This window comes from Streptomyces sp. NPDC059989 (genome assembly GCF_042736975.1).
GTDB lineage: Bacteria > Actinomycetota > Actinomycetes > Streptomycetales > Streptomycetaceae > Streptomyces.
Genome location: NZ_JBHWUO010000013.1, coordinates 92,501 through 109,862, shown reverse-complemented (window position 1 = coordinate 109,862; position 17,362 = coordinate 92,501). Strand labels below are relative to the sequence as shown.

Genomic DNA, 17,362 nt, shown 5'->3' with positions numbered 1-17,362 from the left:
AATCACCGGTCGGGTCAGGAGCGCGGTGACCAGAGAGCCGTCAGACGCCCCTCGCCCGGGGTCAGCGCGTCCCAGCCACCCGGCAGGTCCACCACCACGACCCCCGCCGTGGGCAGGCCCGCCCTGAGCTCCTCCAGCAGTTCCGGCGGGCCGGACCCGCACAGGGCCGAGGCCAGCTCGTGGATGCCGGGGTTGTGGCCGACCAGGGCCACACAGCCGAGGCTCGATGCCCGCTCCGCCAATACGGTGACCAGGGTGTTCGGCACCGCGTTGTAGAGCCTCTCGTCGTAGACGGCGGACGGCGGCGCCGTCAGCGCCGGGACCAGCAGCTGCCAGGTCTGCCGCGTCCTGCGCGCCGGCGAGCACAGGGCCAGGTCGGGCGTGAAGCCGGACTCCGCCAGCCAGCGGCCCGCCCGGGGCGCGTCGGCCCTGCCGCGGTCGCTCAGGGGACGTTCGGCGTCCTCGGCCGCTCCGTCCTTCGCAACGGCCTTGGCGTGCCGTACCAGCAGCAGCCGGCACCCGGCCGTCCCTGCGGAGGCCGAGGAGGTGGTGTGGGGCGCGGGGCCCGTGGGCATGGCCGTCTCCTTCGCCGCGGGGTACGGGTACACGGTCATGGTGCGGTGGGCTTGGACGGTACGCACCCGCACGTCCGGGCGCCGGGCTACGCTCCGCAGGATGGAACGCGCAGAGGTACTCAAGCGGGTGATCGGCATCCTCACCGAGGCCCAGGACATCCGCCGGGCCGTCGAGACCGGAGAGGACGGCGCCGACGAGGGCGCCGGAGACGGCCACGGCAACCACCCGGAGGCAACGGCCGGAGTGGCCACGACGCTCCTGAACGAGATGCTGCCGTCGATCAGTGTCCCCGCCGACGCGACTCCGCAGCAGGTGGCAGCGCTGGTAGCCGAGGCCCTCGGCCCCGCCCTGCACACGATGGTCTCCGGATTCAGCCTGGCCTTCACCAGCCTCGCGATCGCGCACGACAGCGGGCGGACGGACGTCTCCGCGATCGAAGTCCTCCAGGAGCTCGCCCTCGAGGTCGAGGCGGGGACCTACGACGAGGGTCCGTAGGGGTCCGTAGGGCAAGAGCCGGCCGCAGGCCCCCCACCTGCGGGTGGGGGGTGCGCGCCGTCAGCCCGCGTCGTCCTGCTCGGGGGCGCGGGCCATCTTCCGCTCCTGCATCCTCCTCAGCTCCGCGGGGCTCTTGCCGGAGACCGGCTTGCTGGCCTCGGGGTGGACCGGGTCCGGACCGGGGTGCTCCTGGATCTGCTCCTCGCGGCCCTTTCCCGGCTCCTGACTCTTGCTCTCCTTGCCCTGCATGGCTTCAGCTCCCTCGCACTGCTCTCGTCGACGGGGACTCCGGGTGCTCTCCGCCTACCCCGTCTTCGCCGGGTCAGTCGGGCCCCGCGCCTGCGGGCGGAAAAAGAACCCGCCCGCCGTGCGTCATCGGGTGCCGTGATGGGAAGGCGCCGGGGCATGCCGGAAATGATCAGCAGCCTCGCCACCCGTGTCGCGCGGCGCCGCCGCGAGCCGGTCGCCGTCCAGGCCCTGCGGTCCACCGCTGCGGCCGTCGTCAGCTACGTGGTCGCGCTCCGCCTGAGCAGCGAGCCGAATCCGCTGACCGCCCCGCTGACCGCCCTGCTCGTCGTCCAGGTCACTCTCTACTCCACGCTGACCACCAGCATCCGCAGGGTGAACTCCGTGGTCGTCGGCGTCCTGATCGCGATCGGTTTCAGCGTGCTGGTGGGCCTCACCTGGTGGAGCCTCGGCCTGCTGATCCTGGCCTCGCTGGTGGTGGGCCACCTGGTACGCGTGGACGAGTTCGTCCCCGAGGTCGCGATCAGCGCCATGCTCGTCCTCGGCGTCACCCAGGTGGCGGACACCGCCTGGGACCGGGTCCTGGAAACGGTCATCGGCGCGGTGGTCGGGCTGCTGGTCAACCTGCTGCTGGCACCACCCCTCTGGATCGGCCCGGCGGGTACCGCGATCACCGACCTCGCGCTGCGCATGAGCCGGCTGCTCGACCACCTCGGCGAGGAACCGCTGGGACCGGCGAAGGTCGAGCAGGCCGCGGCCCGGCTGCACGAGGCGCGGCGGCTCGACAACGACATCGCGCAGGTCGACGCCGCCCTCCGGCAGGCCGAGGACAGTCTCCGGCTCAATCCGCGGGTCAAGGAGGGCCTGCTCTTCCGGCTGGTGCTGCGCACCGGCCTGGACACCCTGGAGATCTGCGCGGTGGTGCTCCGCGTGGCCTGCCGGACGCTGGCCGACCTGGCCAGGGCCCGCCCCGACGGTCCGCTCTTCGAGGCCGGGACCGCCGACGCGCTGCGGCAGGTGCTGCGCCACACGGCGATCGCCGTGGAGAGCTTCGCCCAGCTGATCACCGCGCAGGTCAGCGCCAACGCGGAGGAGGCGGAGGCCCGTCTGACCGGGGAGCTGGCCGTGGCCCGGGGCCACCGCGACCGGCTGGCGCACCTGCTGCTGGCCGCCGCCCGCGCGGATCCGGCGCACTGGCAGCTGCACGGCGCGCTGCTCACCGAGATCGACCGGGTCCTCGACGAGCTGGACGTCGACAAGCGGTCCCAGCGCCTGCTGGAGGAACTCGACCAACATGCCGCCCGCACCCGGCGCACGAGTCGCCTGCGGGGATGGCTGCGGGGCCGACTGCGCTGACCGCTCGGACCGCTCGGACCGCTCGGACCGCCGAAGTGAGGTCCCGCGTACGCGGTGGGTCGCGGCAGTGCGGGTAGGCGCAGCGCATGAGCGGGGCCTGCGGGGGGAGCGGTCCGGCCCCGCACCGGCAGCCCTGCTCGGCAAGGACACGCTGATGGACACGACGAGGGAGATGGCCCGCCGCGTACTGCGCGAGTACGGCGAGACGTACGTGCACGAGGCCGGTATCCGGCTGCGTGACACTCCGGCTCCGCTGTACCAGCTCCTGGTGCTGTGCGTGCTGCTGTCGGCGCCCATCCGGGCGGCGACGGCGGTCGCGGCGGCCCGGGAGCTGTTCGGGGACCGGCTGCGCACGCCGAGGCGGATGGCGGATTCGCCGTGGCAGCAGCGCGTCGACGCGCTCGGGCGCACCCACTACCGCAGGTACGACGAGAGCACGGCCACCGCCCTGGGCAACGGGGCCCGGCTCGTCCTCGAACGCTGGAACGGCGACCTGCGCAGACTCCGGGACGAAGCCGGCGGTGACCCGGCCGCCGTGCGGGAACTCCTCCAGGAGGTTCCGCGGATCGGCGCCACCGGCTCCGACATCTTCTGCCGCGAGGCCCAGGCCGTCTGGCCGGAGCTGCGCCCCTTCGTCGACGCGCGGGTCCGCGCGGCGGCGGCCGGCGTCGGCCTGCCCGGCACCCCGCGGGCGCTCGCCGAGCTGGTTCCGCCGGCCGAGTTCGCCCGGTTCGCCGACGGCCTGGTACGGATCGCTCTGACCCCCGACGCGGCCGGCCGGCTGCGCGCGGCCTGACGCGGACCGCGCGCCGGGACGCCCCGTGGTCACCGGACCGGCGCCACGGCACACTGAAGCTCCACGCCCCGCCCTGCCCCGCCGCCCGCCAGGAGTGACGACGTGCCCGTCCCGATCATCCTCGACTGCGATCCCGGACACGACGACGCCCTCGCCATCATGCTGGCGGCCGGCGACCCCGCGGTCGATCTGCTCGCGATCACCACGGTCGCGGGCAACCAGACGCTGGAGAAGACCACCCTGAACGCGCGGCGCGTGTGCACGGTCGCCGGAATCACCGGCGTGCCCGTCGCGGCGGGCTGCGACCGGCCGCTCGTCCAGCCGCTCAGCGTCGCGGACGATGTCCACGGCGTCTCCGGCCTCGACGGGCCGTCGTTCCCCGAACCGACCGTCGGTGTGGTCCGGGAGCACGCGGTGGACCTCATCCACCGGCTGCTGGCCGAGCATCCCGAGCCCGTCACCCTCGTCCCGACCGCACCGCTCACCAACATCGCCCTGCTGCTGACCCGCTATCCGCAGGACGCCGACCGCATCCGCGAGATCGTCCTGATGGGCGGCTCCACGGAGCGCGGCAACCGCACTCCGGCCGCGGAGTTCAACATCCGCACCGACCCGGAGGCCGCGGACATCGTCTTCCGCAGCGGGGTGCCCGTCACCATGTGCGGCCTCAACGTCACCCACCAGGCGCTGGCCACGCCCGAGGTCGTCGCCCGCTTCGAGGGGCTGGGCACCTCCCTCGGCCGGACCTGCGCCGAACTGCTGACCTTCTTCGCGTCCACGTACCGCACGCTGTGGGGTTTCCCGAGCCCTCCGCTGCACGACCCGGTCGCGGTGGCCCGGGTCATCGATCCGGGGCTCGTGCGCTGCGTCGACGCGAACGTCGTCGTGGAGCTGAACGGCCGGTACACGCGCGGCGCCACCGTCGTGGACCTGCACGGCTCGACGGGCCGCCCGGTCAACGCCCGGGCCGCGATGTCCCTGGACGCCGACCCGTTCTGGGACCGCATGGTCGCGGCCGTGCGGGTGCTCGGAGCCCGTACGCATCCGGCGGATCGTCAGCCGCCGCCGTCGTGAGGGAAGCTGTGCCCATGGTGCACGTACTGGGCAGCAGGGTCCTGCTGCGCCCCACTGATCCCGAGCGCTCGCGCGCCTTCTACGGCGACGTCCTCGGCCTCGCCGTCCACCGCGAGTTCGGAACGGGCCCCGAGCGCGGCACGGTCTACTTCCTCGGCGGCGGCTTCCTGGAGGTGTCGGGACGCGCCGAGACACCGTCCGCGCCCGGCCTGCGGCTGTGGCTCCAGGTCGCCGACGTACAGGCGGCGTACGAGGAACTGCGCGGCCGGGGTGCGCAGGTGCTGCGGCCGCCGCTGCGCGAGCCCTGGGGCCTGATCGAGATGTGGATCGCCGACCCGGACGGCGTGCGGATCGCCGTCGTGGAGGTGCCGGCCGATCACCCGCTGCGCTTCCGCCCCTGAGCCGGGACGCGCCGCACCGTGCCGGGGGACGGAACATGCCGCTGTTGGGGGGCGTACGGTCGCGGCGGCCGGGGCCGGATGATCCACTGGTGGGCATGGACGCCGGTGCGGAGCATCCCCGGAGGGGCGGAGGGTGAGCGGCGCACGGCCCGAACCGACGGGGTGGCTCTACCCCGAGGGACACCCCTACGCGCACCTCGGACCGCTGCTGTTGGTGCTGACCTTCGCCAGCGGCCTGGTGGACGCGGTGAGTTTCCTCGGGCTCGGGCGGGTGTTCGTGGCCAACATGACCGGCAACGTGGTCTTCCTCGGCTTCGCGCTGGCCGGTTCGGGCGGGTTGTCGGCTCCCGCGTCCGCGACGGCCCTGGCCGCGTTCCTGGGCGGGGCCCTGGCCGGCGGCCGGTGGCGGCGGGCCGCCAGGCCGGCCGGCCTGTTCGGACCGCTGGTGGCGGGACAGGCGGTCCTGGTCGGGGTGGCTCTGGTGGCACTGGGGTGGGACCTCGGCCGGTATGCCGTCCTCGTGCCGCTGGCGGCGGGCATGGGGCTGCAGAACGCGGTGGTGCACCGGCTCGGCGTACCGGACCTGACCACCACCGTGGTGACGCGGACCCTGACGGGGCTGGCCGCCGATCCCTGGGGGCCGGCCACGGTGCGGCGGGGCCTGTCGGTCGCGATCCTCGCCTGCGGGGCGCTGGTGGGCGGCCTGCTGCACTCCGGTCCGGGGCCGGGGTGGGTGCTGGGGGCCGTGCTGGTGTTGCTGGCGGCCGTCGCGGTGGCGGCCGCGCGGGCGGACCGGACCGCCGCGTGACCACCCCTCCCGGCCGTGGTTCGGGACCGGGAGGTGTATCGCCGACGCCGCCGGGCAGGCGGGCCATTGACAGACACCGTTCGATGAAGGGAGCTGTTTCACCCATGTCTGAGAACGTCTGGGCCTACCGCGTCACCGTCGACCGGATCGCGGATGTGGACCTGTCCGGCTACAAGGTGGAGGCGACCGACGGCAGCGTCGGCAAGGTGGACAAGCACTCCGACGAGGCCGGATCCGCCTATCTGGTGGTGGACACCGGCCCGTGGATCTTCGGCAAGGAGGTCCTCCTGCCGGCGGGCACGGTCACCGGTATCAACGTGGCCGAGGAGAAGGTCCATGTCGGGCTGACGAAGGAACAGATCAAGAACGCCCCCGAGTTCGTGCGGGAGGAGCACCTGCAGGACCGGGACTACCGGCAGCAGCTGGGCGGCTACTACGGCGTCCTCCCGCCGATCTGACGTGCCCCGCGGCCGAGGCGGCCTCCGGCTCCGCGCCGGGGCCGCCTCGGCCGTACGAGACTCGGCCGTACGAGACTCGGCCGTACGAGACTCGGCCGTACGAGACTCGGCCGTACGAGACTCGGCCGTACGAGACTCGGCCGTACGAGACCTCAGCCGTACGAGGCCCTCAGCCGTACGAGACGGAGACCCGTTCGTAGCCCAGCGACCGGAGCAGGCCTTCGAGCATCAGCGTGGTGTTCCGCTCGGCGCGCTGCGTGAGGCCGCTGTCCCTGGCCGCTCCGCCGATGCGTTCCACCGCGAGCTTCTGCACGGCCTGTTCACCCTCGGGGTTGCCCGAGAACAGGTCGCCGAGCCGGTCCAGCAGCCCGCGCTGCTTGGAGACGGCGTACGAGCGCCCCGGGTCCAGCGCGGGAGTGCCGAGGGTGGCGTGCGGGAGCCGGAGGACGGCTTCGGTGCGGTCGGCGTTGACCGACACGGCCCGCTCGTCGAGCTCGCCCAGCTCCACGTACGCCGCGACCGACCCGGCGCCGACGTACAGGGTGCGGGTGCCGCGCACGGCGTCCGGCAGGAAGGGGGCGTCCCGCTCCAGGTCCACCACGACCTGGTAGTCGCCCGCGGCGCCCTCGAACCGGCTCATGTCGCGGAGGGACTTCAGCACGGCCGGCCCGGTGCGGTCGTGGGTGCGGGTTCCGAAGACGTCGCCCAGGCCGGGCAGGGCGAGCAGCCGGCCGGCGAGGAGCAGCAGGGCGGCCACGGCCACGAGCGCGACGGCGCCCCGGGCCGCCCACCGCCAGGTCCGGCCCGACCGGCCCGTCCACCGCGGTGTGCCGCGCGGGGCGGGCGCCCCGGTGTCGTTCGCGTGGGTGTCCATGGTGAGCGGATGCCCCGTCAGTTCATGGTCATCCCTTGCCCTTTGGCGGCCGGGGCGCCCGGGGAAGGCGTGTCGGCCCGCTGCCCGGGTACACGCGTCGCCGGGACCCCGACGGCGCGCCAAGGGCGGGAGGAGGCAGCCGGGGGCAGCCGACCATCCCGACAGCCCCCCGTACGGGGCTCGTTACGACACCCCACGGAGCGACCCATGGACGAGTCGAAGACCACCGTCGCAGCAGACAGCCCGGCGGATCCGCCCCGCCGCCCGGCACCCGTACACCCGGTGCTGCGCGCCGCCGCCGTGCTGGTCGCCTTCGCGGGCACGGTCCTGTTCAGCATCGTGCTGGCGCGGGTCACCCTGGAGCCGTCCGCCGCCTCCGTCGACCTCGTGCACAGCAACGTCCGCCCGGGTGCCTCGATCAGGGCCTACCTCGACGGCACGTCCGTCCGGGCCGTGGCCGAACAGCTCGGCGGGAACCTCCTCCTGGGCGTCCCCTTCGGTGTGCTGCTTCCCGTCCTGCTGCCGCAGGCCCGGGGCCTGCTCCGGGTGGCGGTGCCCACGGCGGTCGTGATGATGCTCGTCGAGCTGATCCAGGGTGCGCTCGTCGCGGGCCGGGCGTTCGACGTCGACGACGTCATCCTCAACACCGTCGGCGCGCTCCTCGGCTACCTCCTCCTCGGCCGCCGCCTGGGCCGCTCCGTCCATCCGCGCCGCCGGCACTGGTGGCACCGGACGCATAATGGGAGCGCGTCCCCGCACCATTGACGACTCAGGTGCACCCCGACCGACCGGATGAAGGATCGATGACGCTGAAAGAGGGCCAGCGGGTGAAGCTGGCGGCAGACCTGAGGCTGGCCGGCGCGGTCACCCTGGCCGCCGACTCCGCCGAAGAGGCGGATGCCGTCGCCGGATCCCTGTCGTTGGCGGCGGGCACCGAGGGCACGGTCGAGCGGGTGGACGAGGACCGGAACCAGCAGCAGAGCCACGAGGTCCTCGAGTACGTACGGCTCACGTCGCTGCGAGACGACTTCGGCCACCAGATGCCCCCGGGGAGCCGGCAGCAGCTCGAGGAGCAGATCGGCTCGCTGGAACCCGCGTGGATCGCCTACCAGGAGCGGAAGGTCCGCGTGACGGTCCGTGTCCGCCTCGACAACGGGTTCGTCCTCGACGACGCGCACGAGGAAGTCTTCGCCTCCGCCTGACCGTGCCGGGCCCTCCGGTAGAACCGCGCCCGGCAGCGACTCAGGGACGGTGGGAGCCGCCTAGTGCTGTGGCCGGGAAGGTTTGCCGGGTCGCGGCGTCCGGTGCGGTGCATCGCAAGGCGGAGGACCGCGCCTCGTACTGGACGTACTTGCGTGGTCCGACAACGCGGCGAGGTGCCGTGCCTGGGGGTACCTCCCAGCGGTAGCTGGGGGAGCGCCGCGACCCGGTGAACCTTCCCGGTCACAGCACTAGGTCCAGGTCGAGGAGGGCGTTCGACACCGCCTCGGTGGCCGCGGGATGGATCCAGTACGGAGTCCGCGCGAGGGCGGCGGCGCCGATCCCCAGGCTCATGGCCACCACCAACGGCTGGATCAGGGTGGCGGCCTGCGGCCCGAGGACGTGGGCGCCCAGCAGGAGACCGGTGCCGCGGTCCGCGAGCACCTTGCAGAAGCCGGTCGTGTCCTCCAGCGCCCAGCCGTACGCGGTGTCCGAGAACCGGCGGACCGCGACGGCGTAGTCGAGCCCTTCCTCCCGGCACTCCCGCTCGGTCCTGCCGACCTGCGCGATCTGGGGGCGGGTGAACACCGCCGCCGGTACGGCCTCGTGGGAGGTGGGGACCAGGTCGTCGGCGTGCAGCAGGTTGTGCGCCACCACCCGCGCCTCCCGGTTCGCCACGTGCTTGAGGGGGAAGGGCGTGCTCACGTCGCCGAGGGCGAAGACCCCGGGTGCGGTGGTCCGCTGGAAGGCGTCCACGACGACGCGCCCGTCGTCGTGCAGGGCGATCCCGGCCCGCTCGGCGTGGATCCTGTCGCTGTTGGGGGTGCGGCCCACGGCGACGAGCAGGGTGTCCGCCTCGACGGTCGCGCCGTCGTCGAGCACCAGGCGCAACCGTCCCGGCTCGCCCTCGATGCGGGTCAACTCCGTCCCCGTGCGCACGTCGTAGCGGCCGGCGGCGATCTCGGTGTAGGCGGCGGCCACGGTCTCGTCCTGGGCGGCGAGCAGCGTGTCCTCCTGCTCGACGACGGTGACGCGGCTGCCCGCGGCGTGGAAGACGTGGGCGAGCTCGGCGGCGATGTAGCCACCGCCGAGGACCGCCAGGTGGCGGGGCGGGCCGTCCAGGCGCATCACCGTGTCGGAGGTCTCGTACGGCAGTCCGGAGTCCGCCACCGGTGGGGGCACGGTGGGGCGGCCGCCGACGGCGATGACGAGCTGTTCGCCGCGGAGGGGTACGGCGCCCCCCTCGGTCTCGACCAGGAGCGTCCGCGCCGCGGTGAAGCGGGCGCGCCCCCGGTAGACGTGCACGTTCGCGGACCGGCGCCGGCCCGCCTCGCCTTCGGCGGCCTCCCGGTCCAGACGCCCGAAGACCCTGGCCCGGACGTCGTCCCAGCGAACCCCGTGCAGCGCCGCGTCCACGCCGAAGCGGCCGGCTTCGCGGACGCCGTCGGCGATGTCCGCCACGTGCACCAGCATCTTGCTCGGAATGCACCCCCGGTTCAGGCAGGTACCGCCGAAGGGCCCTTCGTCGACGACGGCGACGTCCAGATGGGCGAACCGGTCGTCGACGACGGCGTTGCCGGAGCCGGCCCCGACGATGACGAGATCATGAGTACGCATGCCGCGGAACGTACCTCCGCGGGGCGGGCGTGGCGCCGGGCGCGCGTGGTCGGGGCGCAGGTACGCCCGTACGGATCCGGCGCGGCCCGCAGACGTGCGGAGACGGCGCCCGACACCGCCGGGCCGGTCCGGCCCGATCCGGATCACAAGCCCTAGGCCGTCTCTTTCGGATCTTGCCGGTTAAGCCCGCGTCGTCCGGTGCCGTGCATCGCAAGGCGGAGAGGCTCCCGATTACTGGACGTCCTCGGGTGCCTCGACAACGCGGCGAGGTGCGGTGCCGGGCGGCGCGGGTCAGGCAAGATCCGGAAGAGACGGCCTAGGCTGGCGGCATGGGGCACGAGGACACCGGCGACACCGAGCCCGGACCTGACCGGGCCGACGCCGCCGGAGCCCCCGGGACGGCCGCCGCGCCGGGACTGGATCCGCAGGCGGCCGCCGCCCGACTCAAGGAGCGGCTGTACGCGACCATCACCATGATCTCCGTGGTGATCGGCCTGGCCGTGTCGGAGCACGCCGACGCCGCCGGGACCGCGGCCACCGTGCTGACCGCCGCCGTCGGGCTGTGGCTGGCGACCCTGGTCGCGGACCAGCAGGCCCATCGCGTGGTCCACGGCCGGCTCGCCTCCGGCGGGGAGTTGCGCCACATGCTGTGGGTCAGCAGCCCCCTGCTGCTGTCCGCCGTCGCCCCGCTGATCCTGATCGGCTCCGCCGCGCTGGGCGTGATGGACCTGCGGACCGCCCTGTACGCGGCGGCCGGGGTGAGCGTGGCCAGCCTGTTCGGCTGGGGGTGGTACGGCGGCGTCCGCATGGGCAGCGGTCCGGCCGTCGCCCTGCTGGCGGGCGCCCTCGACGCGGCGATCGGCCTGGCCGTCGCCCTGGTCAAGGCGGCCGCAGGGCACTGAGGCCGGCGGCGGAGAGCGGGCACGCGGAGCCGTGGACCCGTCGGGCCGGGGTCAGCCGCCGCTGTCGATTCCGGTGACGGCCGGAGGGCCCAGCGGCGCGTCCCGCTCCGCAAGGCCCGCATCCGCGAGGGCCGACTCCGCGATGCGGACGGCGGCGGCTTCCGCGTGGGCCTGGTCCGCCGCCTCGACCTCGAGCCGGAGGCAGAAGGTGCCGTCCTCGTTGACGGTGAGCAGGTCCAACTCCTGCGCCTGGCCCAGGTCCGAAAGCACGGGGTCCGCGGGACGCAGCCGCTGCGCCAGCTCTTCTCGTACGGCGGCCGGTACATCGGTGAGGAACGTGCCGGGTACGGTGATCACATAGGCGGTCACTGGGGACTCCTCGTCAGTCGGCTTGCGTACGCGTGCTCCCGCCCCGGTGCGGCCGGCCCCTGACCACGTCGAGGACCAGGACGACGACCGCCCCGCCCATCACCGCCAGGTGGAACCATGCCGGGGCGGCCTGCACGGCCTGTCCGTCGAACCAGTTCATGGTGAGATCCCTTCGCCTTCGCACGCACAGGCCGGGCGCCGCGCCGCGGCCACAAGGAGCGCCTGCCCGGAATCCCGGCCGCGACACAGCATGCGGTGTCACCGTCTGCGTGCGATCGAACTCAGCGGGTACACGCGGAACATGACCGTGCAGAAGACACCCGTAATCGCACTCGACTGCGCCGAGCCCGAGACGCTGGCCCGGTTCTACGCCGACCTGCTCGACGCGGAGCTCCGGCCCGGCCCCACCGCCGACGACGTGGAGGTCGTGGGCGCGGCCGGAATCCGGCTCGCGTTCCGCCGTGACCTCGGCTTCGCTCCGCCGAGTTGGCCCCGCCCGGAGGACTCGCTCCAGGCCCACCTACGGATCCAGGTGGCCGCCGCCGACCTCGACGAGGCCGAGCGGGAAGCGGTTTCGCTGGGCGCCCGCCCGGTCGGCACCGACGTCGACGACGGCCCCCGCCCGGTGCGCCTCTTCAGCGATCCCGCCGGCCACTCGTTCGCACTGGTCTCGACCGGCCCCGCCGGCCCTGCGACGGGGTGAGGGCCCCGCTCGCCTGCTGTGCGCGGGCGGGTCCGGCGTTTACGGTGGCGGGATGGAACAACGCATCAGCCTGGTCACCCTGGGCGTCACGGACCTCGCCCGCGCCAAGGGGTTCTACTCGGCGCTGGGGTGGCGCGGCACCGAGGTCGAGGAGACGGTCTTCCACCAGGCGGGCGGGCTGGCCCTGGTGCTGTGGGACCGGGGGAAACTGGCCGCGGACTGCGGTCTCGCCGACGCCCCGGCGGTCGGCTTCGGCGGTATCGCGCTGGCTCACAACGTGCGTACGGACGCCGAGGTCGACGCCCTGCTCGACGCGGCCGCGCGGGCGGGCGGCACCGTCACCCGGCCCGCCGCCGTCAACGCGATCGGCTTCTACTCGGGTGTGTTCACCGATCCCGACGGCCACCCCTGGGAGATCGCCCACAACCCCGGCTTCACCCTGGCCGAGGACGGCTCCCTGATCCTGCCCGACTTCGACGGGTAGCGGACGGGCGGGTGGCGGCAGTCGGGCGGGGCGGTCGGTCGGCGGGCCGGTCGAGTGGGAGGGCGGTCGAGTTGGGGGGTTTGCCGGGCTCGTCCCTGTGTCGACCCTGCGGGCTTCCTTAAGGGAACTTGAAGAACGCATCCAGGCGGCCTTTTTCGCTGGTCACAGGCCTAGGCTCGGGCGGACTCCCCTCTTCCCCCTTTCCTGTGAGGTGTTACCGGCATGAGCCGCAGCCGAACTCCCGAAGTGTCGCCCCGTATCGAGGCCCGACGGAGGAAGACGGTGCGCACGCGCGTCGTGCTGTCCGTCACCGCGGCGGCCGCGGCGGTGGCGGTCGGCGTCGCGGTGGCCGACTCCGACGGCGGTTCCCGCGCGGACCGGCGGGCCGACGGCGCGGTCGGCAAGGCCTCCGGGACGGCCGGCACCGGCGACGGCACGGGGACGGCGACCCCCACCCCTGCCCTCGCCACGCCCACCGCCGACGCCTCGGCCACGGCGAGCCCGAGTCCGTCCGCAACGCCCGATGCCTCTGCCTCGGCATCCGCCGCCGCCACGGAGCCCGCGACAGCGCAGAGCAGTACTCCGGCCAAGTCGCCGTCGACCCAGGCCGCCAAGCCCACGCGCAAGCCCAGCACGACGACGGGCGGCGGTTCCGGGGGGTCCGGTGGTTCCGGCACGGTCAACGGCGACGCCGAGTCCGCGGTGCTCGCACTGGTCAACAAGGAGCGGGGCGCCGCCGGGTGCGGGCCCTTGGCCACGAACGCGAGGCTGAGCGCCGCCGCGCGGACGTACAGCGACACCATGGCCCGTAGCGGCGTGATGTCCCACACCGGACCCGACGGGTCCACCATGACCAGCCGGGTGGAGGCCGCCGGATACGAGTGGTCCCGCCTGGGCGAGAACATAGCCCGCGGTCAGGCCGACGCCGACGCGGTCATGAACGCGTGGATGAACAGCTCGGGCCACAGGGCGAACATCCTCAACTGCGCCTTCAAGGAGATCGGCATAGGCGTCCACAAGGGTGACGGCGGCCCGTGGTGGACGCAGGACTTCGGGACCGGGAAGTAGCGGCCCCCCGCGTCACGAACGAACTCCCCCGCGGCCGCCCCGTGGATGCCGACGTCCTCCGACCCGTACGCGGGTGCGGGGGACGTCGGCGTTCCCCGGAGGGCCTCATCGCCACGCGTCGCCACGCCACGCGCCGCCGCTCGTCGCCGGGCTCTCCCCGGGGCGCGGTGACACGGCCGGCCCGCACGTCGGCCACTATGGGGCCGTGCCTCGAATTCCGCGCTACCTGCTCATATGGCTGTCGTGCACGGCCGCCAGCGTGACGGCCGTACTCGCCACGGTCCAGTTCGTGGTGGGCTCGACCCGGCATACGCCCCCGGTCGCGCGGTCCGCCCCGACCGTCATCGACACGCCGCCGGCATGGCAGGCGGCGCAGAGCCCGTCTCCGGGCCCGCAGTCCCCCACCGCTTCCCCGAGCGCCTCGCCCACGGCGACGCAGCGGCCGTCTCCCTCGACCGCCGCCCCCACCCCCGCCAAGGCCCCGTCGGGGACCCCCCGGCCCACCGCGCCGAAGAGCGCCGTCGACTGCGAAGGCGGCGCGGGCCTGCACACCGTCCCCTCGCAGGGCGGCAAGGCCACGGTGCGGTACGGGAGCCGGGGCGTGTGCCTGATCTCCGCGATCCCCGGCCTCGGTTTCAAGGCCACCACCTCGCAGACCTCGGCCGACACCCTCACGGTCACGTTCACCAGCGCCGACCACCGTTCGGTCATCACGGCGACGGTCGACCCGGGGGCGAAGGCCAGCGTCCGCGAGTCGTCGTTCTGAAGCCCGCGCACCTGAGCCGTTCCGACCGATCCGCGCCAACTCACCCCCTCTGACCCCTTTCACTGGGTTCACCGCCTTGTATGCGTGCATGGGAGCAGTCCCGGCGAAGCGGAAGGTGAGCTGTTCCTTAGGGCAACCTCAAGATCACGCCGATCCGGTTCCGGCGGCGCCGAGCGGTCCTATGCTCGCGTCAGCCGAGCGGCCTTCGGCGTCGGGGCGTGACACCCCGGCGGACCGTCGGGCCGCCGGTTTCACCGAGCCGGAGGGCGTGCCGCCCTTCCCGCAGTCCGAACCGAACCGTGCCCTGGGGTGTCTTCGCCATGAGTCCTCGCATGCTCCGATCCGTCCGCGCCGACCGCCGTACGACGCCGCACCGCTCCCCCGCGCTCCTGGGCGGCCGGCTGCCGCTGGTCGCCGCGGCCGTGGTCGCGGCGGGGCTGACCGCCGCCTGCGGGCCGTCCTCCCAGTCCGTCGGATCCGCGGTGCCGTCCGTGGCCGGACAATCCTCGCAGGCCCTGCCGTCCGGGACGGCGTCCGCGACCGGGTCCCCCGAGGCGTCCCCGACCGCGTCGGCCCCGCCGTCCGCGTCCGCGTCCGCCCCGGCCGACTCCTCTCCGACTCCCTCGCGCGCCAGGACCGGTTCGGTCGCCCCCACCGGGACGCCCGCCAAGCCGCCCCGTACCTCCGCCGCGCCCGAGCCGGCCCGGATACCCGGTCCCGGCTACAACAGTTCGGCCGATGCGCAGAAGCAGATCGAGGCGGCGCTGCGCGCGGCCAAGTCCGACGGGCGGATGGTGCTGCTCGACTTCGGCGCGAACTGGTGCGGCAACTGCAAGGCCGCCGACAAGGTGTTCGGGCAGTCGCAGACCGCCTCGATCCTGGGGGCCTCGTACCACCTGGTCAAGGTCGACATCGGCGGCAACAGCTCCGCCAACTCCGCGCTGCTGCGCAAGTACAGCCCCTCGGGCGGGACGTACACGATGCCCGTACTGGTCGTGGTCTCCCCGTCCGGCACGGTGCGCACCGACACGCACGTCACGGGCAACCCGTCGCTGACCTCGGAGGGCATCAACTCCTTCCTGCGCCAGTGGGCGTCGTGAGACGACCCGCCCCGCGGGGCCCGGGGCGCGGGCGGCGGTTCCCCGTCGCCGTCTCCGCCGTCGTGCTCGCCGGGGCCGGCCTCGCGGCCGCCGCCGGCTGCGTTCTCGCCGGCGGCGGTACGGACGGCGGCCGCGCCGGAGCGCCGGACGGTCCGGTGGGTGCCGTCAGGGCCGCGGACGGGGCGACGGTCGTGGACCCCGGTGCCCGGCAGGAGGCGCCCGCACTGGCCGGCGAAGACCTGGACGGGAAGCCGGTCGACCTCGACGAGTTCCGCGGCCACGTCGTCGTCCTCAACGTGTGGGGTTCCTGGTGCGGCCCCTGCCGGTCGGAGGCCGACGGCCTGGAGCGGCTCAGCCGGCAAACCCGGGACGAGGGGGTCCGCTTCCTCGGCATCAACACCCGGGACCGAGACCGGGCGGCGGCCCGGTCCTTCGTCCGCGCGCACGGCCTGAGCTTCCCCAGCCTCCACGACCCCACAGGCGAGCTCCTGCTCCGGTTCCCTCCCGCCCTGCTCAACCCGCAGGCGATTCCCTCGACCCTCGTGATCGACCGCCGCGGACGCATCGCCGCCGGCATCGGGGGCGCCGTCACCGAGGAGCAGCTGCGGCCCCTGCTCACGCGCGTGCTGGAAGAGGGCTCATGACGACGGCCACGGACTGGGCTCTCGCCGCGGCGGACGCGCCCTCCCTCGTGAACGGCACCCTCGCGATCGCCGCCCCCGTGGCGTTCGCGGCGGGGCTCGTCTCCTTCCTCTCCCCGTGCGTACTGCCGCTCGTACCGGGCTACCTCAGCTACGTGACCAGCCTCTCGGTCGCCGACCTGGCGGACGCGCGCGGCGGGCGCCGCAGCCGGATGGCGACCGGCGCGCTGCTGTTCGTCCTCGGCTTCACGGCGGTCCTCGTCTCCGGAGGCGCCCTGTTCGGCTACGCCGGCCGTGCCTTCGTGGCCCACCAGGAGGCGATCACCCAGGTGCTCGGGGTCTTCACCGTGCTCATGGGGCTGTCCTTCATGGGGTTCCTGCCTGGTTTCGCACAGCGGGAGTTCCGCAGCCACCGGCGCCCCGCGCTGGGGCTCGTCGGGGCGCCCCTGCTCGGGGCCGTGTTCGCGGTGGGCTGGACCCCGTGCATCGGGCCGACGCTCGCCGCCGTCCAAGCGCTCGCCTGGACCGAGGCGAGCGCGGCCCGCGGGGCCCTGCTGATGGCCGCCTACTGCCTCGGGCTGGGCCTGCCGTTCGTCCTGGCAGCGCTGGCCTTCCGCCGGGCCCTGGGCGCCTTCGGCCTGGTCAAGCGCCACTACCCGGCCGTCCTGCGGATCGGCGGAGGCATGCTCGTGCTCGTCGGCGTGCTGCTGGCCACCGGTGTGTGGAACGACCTGGTGTACCGCCTGCAGTTGTGGAGCGCGAACTCCACCACGGCCTTCTAGGGCCGCCGTTCACCCCCGAGGCCGAAGCCTCCTCGTCCTTCCCCGACACATGACACAGAGGTGCATATGAGCCTTTCCACGCACACGAGGCCTTCCCGGAAGGCGCCTGTGGCCGCCGCGCTGCTCACCTTCGTCTCCCTCGCCTCGCTCGCGGCCTGCGGCGGTCAGCCCGCCGAGGGCGCCGGCGACTCCCCGCCGCCCACGACGCGGTTCACCGAGAACGGGGTCACCGTCACGCTCTCGGTGTCCGACTGGCACCACTCGAAGGGCACCCTCACCGCGGTCTTCACCCCCGAGGCCAAGGGCTTCCACCTCTACAGCACCGATCTGCCGGCCACCGGCATCGAGGGCGTGGGCCGGCCGACCGCGATGGCCGTCACCGGCGTCCTGAGGGCGGAGGGCGGGCTGACGGCCGGCGCGGACGTACGGTCGATCAGCGTGCCCGGTGTCGACGCCCCGGTCCCCGTCTACCCGGACGGCCCGGTCACCACCACGCTGCCCGTCCGCGCCGACGCCGACGGGGACGCGACGGTGCTGCTCGGCTACGCGAGCTGCAGCACCGAGAAGGGCTGCACCATCCCGGTCTCCGACCGCCCCGTACACCTGCGCGTGACCGGCGACGGCCCGACGTTCGCCGCCCCCTAAG

The 17,362-nt window shown here is 73.9% G+C and carries 24 protein-coding genes; 18 read left to right on the top strand and 6 right to left on the bottom strand.

What is annotated here, in order from left to right; all coding sequences use genetic code 11:
• Positions 1 to 14 precede the first annotated feature (14 nt).
• Entirely contained in the window at positions 15 to 575 is a 561-nt protein-coding gene (locus tag ACFWBN_RS14290) for a SixA phosphatase family protein (protein WP_385175937.1), read from the bottom strand.
• A gap of 100 nt (positions 576 to 675) precedes the next feature.
• Here ACFWBN_RS14290 and ACFWBN_RS14285 point away from each other — a divergent pair, with 100 nt between their 5' ends.
• On the top strand, positions 676 to 1,071 hold the full coding sequence (locus tag ACFWBN_RS14285; RefSeq protein ID WP_385175933.1) for a hypothetical protein: 396 nt from the start codon (positions 676 to 678) through the stop codon (positions 1,069 to 1,071).
• A gap of 60 nt (positions 1,072 to 1,131) precedes the next feature.
• On the opposite strand, the gene ACFWBN_RS14280 is transcribed toward ACFWBN_RS14285, so the two are convergent.
• Positions 1,132 to 1,320, bottom strand: coding sequence for a hypothetical protein (locus ACFWBN_RS14280; protein ID WP_385175929.1), 189 nt, complete (start codon positions 1,318 to 1,320; stop codon positions 1,132 to 1,134).
• 156 nt (positions 1,321 to 1,476) lie between these two features.
• Between ACFWBN_RS14280 and ACFWBN_RS14275 the strand changes: the two genes are divergently transcribed.
• From ACFWBN_RS14275 to ACFWBN_RS14250, 6 genes are all read left to right on the top strand, one after another.
• A complete protein-coding gene (locus ACFWBN_RS14275) occupies positions 1,477 to 2,673 on the top strand; it encodes an aromatic acid exporter family protein (protein ID WP_385175926.1) in 1,197 nt (398 codons plus the stop codon).
• Between the two features lie 154 nt (positions 2,674 to 2,827).
• The gene (locus tag ACFWBN_RS14270; protein ID WP_385175923.1) at positions 2,828 to 3,469 is read left to right on the top strand and encodes an endonuclease; all 642 of its coding nucleotides are present in this window, start codon (positions 2,828 to 2,830) and stop codon (positions 3,467 to 3,469) included.
• 102 nt (positions 3,470 to 3,571) lie between these two features.
• Positions 3,572 to 4,543 (top strand): nucleoside hydrolase, encoded by a 972-nt coding sequence (locus ACFWBN_RS14265; RefSeq protein WP_385175920.1) that lies wholly within the window; start codon positions 3,572 to 3,574, stop codon positions 4,541 to 4,543.
• A 14-nt stretch (positions 4,544 to 4,557) separates the two neighbouring features.
• Positions 4,558 to 4,944: a VOC family protein gene (locus ACFWBN_RS14260; protein ID WP_385175917.1), complete on the top strand. Its 387-nt coding sequence runs from the start codon at positions 4,558 to 4,560 to the stop codon at positions 4,942 to 4,944.
• A 133-nt stretch (positions 4,945 to 5,077) separates the two neighbouring features.
• Positions 5,078 to 5,752 (top strand): YoaK family protein, encoded by a 675-nt coding sequence (locus ACFWBN_RS14255; protein WP_385175914.1) that lies wholly within the window; start codon positions 5,078 to 5,080, stop codon positions 5,750 to 5,752.
• Between the two features lie 104 nt (positions 5,753 to 5,856).
• The gene (locus ACFWBN_RS14250) at positions 5,857 to 6,210 is read left to right on the top strand and encodes a PRC-barrel domain containing protein (protein WP_385175911.1); all 354 of its coding nucleotides are present in this window, start codon (positions 5,857 to 5,859) and stop codon (positions 6,208 to 6,210) included.
• A gap of 169 nt (positions 6,211 to 6,379) precedes the next feature.
• Here ACFWBN_RS14250 and ACFWBN_RS14245 read toward each other — a convergent pair whose 3' ends face one another.
• Positions 6,380 to 7,084, bottom strand: coding sequence for a DUF4230 domain-containing protein (locus tag ACFWBN_RS14245; RefSeq protein ID WP_385175907.1), 705 nt, complete (start codon positions 7,082 to 7,084; stop codon positions 6,380 to 6,382).
• A gap of 207 nt (positions 7,085 to 7,291) precedes the next feature.
• On the opposite strand from ACFWBN_RS14245, the gene ACFWBN_RS14240 reads away from it, so the two are divergent.
• Positions 7,292 to 7,849 carry a VanZ family protein gene (locus ACFWBN_RS14240; RefSeq protein WP_385175904.1) on the top strand — a complete coding sequence of 186 codons (558 nt, stop codon included), beginning with the start codon at positions 7,292 to 7,294 and terminating at the stop codon, positions 7,847 to 7,849.
• Between the two features lie 38 nt (positions 7,850 to 7,887).
• Positions 7,888 to 8,286 carry a hypothetical protein gene (locus ACFWBN_RS14235; protein ID WP_385175901.1) on the top strand — a complete coding sequence of 133 codons (399 nt, stop codon included), beginning with the start codon at positions 7,888 to 7,890 and terminating at the stop codon, positions 8,284 to 8,286.
• 241 nt (positions 8,287 to 8,527) lie between these two features.
• Here the strand turns inward: ACFWBN_RS14235 and ACFWBN_RS14230 are convergent, their stop codons facing one another.
• Complete coding sequence (locus tag ACFWBN_RS14230; protein ID WP_385175898.1) at positions 8,528 to 9,901, bottom strand: mycothione reductase; 1,374 nt, start codon at positions 9,899 to 9,901, stop codon at positions 8,528 to 8,530.
• 329 nt (positions 9,902 to 10,230) lie between these two features.
• On the opposite strand from ACFWBN_RS14230, the gene ACFWBN_RS14225 reads away from it, so the two are divergent.
• Positions 10,231 to 10,803: a hypothetical protein gene (locus ACFWBN_RS14225; protein WP_385175895.1), complete on the top strand. Its 573-nt coding sequence runs from the start codon at positions 10,231 to 10,233 to the stop codon at positions 10,801 to 10,803.
• Positions 10,804 to 10,854: 51 nt separating this feature from the next.
• Here ACFWBN_RS14225 and ACFWBN_RS14220 read toward each other — a convergent pair whose 3' ends face one another.
• Together ACFWBN_RS14220 and ACFWBN_RS14215 are read right to left on the bottom strand one after the other, a co-directional pair.
• Positions 10,855 to 11,172 (bottom strand): hypothetical protein, encoded by a 318-nt coding sequence (locus tag ACFWBN_RS14220; protein ID WP_385175892.1) that lies wholly within the window; start codon positions 11,170 to 11,172, stop codon positions 10,855 to 10,857.
• Between the two features lie 13 nt (positions 11,173 to 11,185).
• A complete protein-coding gene (locus ACFWBN_RS14215; RefSeq protein WP_385175889.1) occupies positions 11,186 to 11,332 on the bottom strand; it encodes a hypothetical protein in 147 nt (48 codons plus the stop codon).
• 141 nt (positions 11,333 to 11,473) lie between these two features.
• On the opposite strand from ACFWBN_RS14215, the gene ACFWBN_RS14210 reads away from it, so the two are divergent.
• From ACFWBN_RS14210 to ACFWBN_RS14175, 8 genes are all read left to right on the top strand, one after another.
• Positions 11,474 to 11,875: a VOC family protein gene (locus tag ACFWBN_RS14210; protein ID WP_385175886.1), complete on the top strand. Its 402-nt coding sequence runs from the start codon at positions 11,474 to 11,476 to the stop codon at positions 11,873 to 11,875.
• Between the two features lie 52 nt (positions 11,876 to 11,927).
• On the top strand, positions 11,928 to 12,359 hold the full coding sequence (locus ACFWBN_RS14205; RefSeq protein ID WP_385175883.1) for a VOC family protein: 432 nt from the start codon (positions 11,928 to 11,930) through the stop codon (positions 12,357 to 12,359).
• 282 nt (positions 12,360 to 12,641) lie between these two features.
• Positions 12,642 to 13,427 (top strand): CAP domain-containing protein, encoded by a 786-nt coding sequence (locus ACFWBN_RS14200; protein WP_385175880.1) that lies wholly within the window; start codon positions 12,642 to 12,644, stop codon positions 13,425 to 13,427.
• Between the two features lie 205 nt (positions 13,428 to 13,632).
• The gene (locus tag ACFWBN_RS14195; protein ID WP_385175877.1) at positions 13,633 to 14,193 is read left to right on the top strand and encodes a hypothetical protein; all 561 of its coding nucleotides are present in this window, start codon (positions 13,633 to 13,635) and stop codon (positions 14,191 to 14,193) included.
• 332 nt (positions 14,194 to 14,525) lie between these two features.
• Positions 14,526 to 15,293, top strand: coding sequence for a thioredoxin family protein (locus ACFWBN_RS14190; protein ID WP_385175874.1), 768 nt, complete (start codon positions 14,526 to 14,528; stop codon positions 15,291 to 15,293).
• A complete protein-coding gene (locus ACFWBN_RS14185; protein WP_385175872.1) occupies positions 15,290 to 15,937 on the top strand; it encodes a TlpA family protein disulfide reductase in 648 nt (215 codons plus the stop codon). Before ACFWBN_RS14190 ends, ACFWBN_RS14185 begins: the two co-directional genes overlap by 4 nt.
• Complete coding sequence (locus ACFWBN_RS14180) at positions 15,934 to 16,716, top strand: cytochrome c biogenesis CcdA family protein (RefSeq protein ID WP_385175869.1); 783 nt, start codon at positions 15,934 to 15,936, stop codon at positions 16,714 to 16,716. Before ACFWBN_RS14185 ends, ACFWBN_RS14180 begins: the two co-directional genes overlap by 4 nt.
• Positions 16,717 to 16,782: 66 nt before the next feature.
• Entirely contained in the window at positions 16,783 to 17,361 is a 579-nt protein-coding gene (locus ACFWBN_RS14175) for a hypothetical protein (RefSeq protein ID WP_385175867.1), read from the top strand.
• Position 17,362: the final 1 nt, after the last annotated feature.

Coding starts and splice junctions, on each gene's coding strand:
- ACFWBN_RS14270 (WP_385175923.1), top strand. CDS start 2,828: ATGGACACGACGAGGGAGATGGCCCGCCGCGTACTGCGCGAGTACGGC.
- ACFWBN_RS14210 (WP_385175886.1), top strand. CDS start 11,474: ATGACCGTGCAGAAGACACCCGTAATCGCACTCGACTGCGCCGAGCCC.
- ACFWBN_RS14225 (WP_385175895.1), top strand. CDS start 10,231: ATGGGGCACGAGGACACCGGCGACACCGAGCCCGGACCTGACCGGGCC.
- ACFWBN_RS14215 (WP_385175889.1), bottom strand. CDS start 11,332: ATGAACTGGTTCGACGGACAGGCCGTGCAGGCCGCCCCGGCATGGTTC.
- ACFWBN_RS14280 (WP_385175929.1), bottom strand. CDS start 1,320: ATGCAGGGCAAGGAGAGCAAGAGTCAGGAGCCGGGAAAGGGCCGCGAG.
- ACFWBN_RS14190 (WP_385175874.1), top strand. CDS start 14,526: ATGCTCCGATCCGTCCGCGCCGACCGCCGTACGACGCCGCACCGCTCC.
- ACFWBN_RS14290 (WP_385175937.1), bottom strand. CDS start 575: ATGCCCACGGGCCCCGCGCCCCACACCACCTCCTCGGCCTCCGCAGGG.
- ACFWBN_RS14175 (WP_385175867.1), top strand. CDS start 16,783: ATGAGCCTTTCCACGCACACGAGGCCTTCCCGGAAGGCGCCTGTGGCC.
- ACFWBN_RS14250 (WP_385175911.1), top strand. CDS start 5,857: ATGTCTGAGAACGTCTGGGCCTACCGCGTCACCGTCGACCGGATCGCG.
- ACFWBN_RS14245 (WP_385175907.1), bottom strand. CDS start 7,084: ATGGACACCCACGCGAACGACACCGGGGCGCCCGCCCCGCGCGGCACA.
- ACFWBN_RS14260 (WP_385175917.1), top strand. CDS start 4,558: ATGGTGCACGTACTGGGCAGCAGGGTCCTGCTGCGCCCCACTGATCCC.
- ACFWBN_RS14180 (WP_385175869.1), top strand. CDS start 15,934: ATGACGACGGCCACGGACTGGGCTCTCGCCGCGGCGGACGCGCCCTCC.
- ACFWBN_RS14275 (WP_385175926.1), top strand. CDS start 1,477: ATGCCGGAAATGATCAGCAGCCTCGCCACCCGTGTCGCGCGGCGCCGC.
- ACFWBN_RS14230 (WP_385175898.1), bottom strand. CDS start 9,901: ATGCGTACTCATGATCTCGTCATCGTCGGGGCCGGCTCCGGCAACGCC.
- ACFWBN_RS14240 (WP_385175904.1), top strand. CDS start 7,292: ATGGACGAGTCGAAGACCACCGTCGCAGCAGACAGCCCGGCGGATCCG.
- ACFWBN_RS14235 (WP_385175901.1), top strand. CDS start 7,888: ATGACGCTGAAAGAGGGCCAGCGGGTGAAGCTGGCGGCAGACCTGAGG.
- ACFWBN_RS14205 (WP_385175883.1), top strand. CDS start 11,928: ATGGAACAACGCATCAGCCTGGTCACCCTGGGCGTCACGGACCTCGCC.
- ACFWBN_RS14285 (WP_385175933.1), top strand. CDS start 676: ATGGAACGCGCAGAGGTACTCAAGCGGGTGATCGGCATCCTCACCGAG.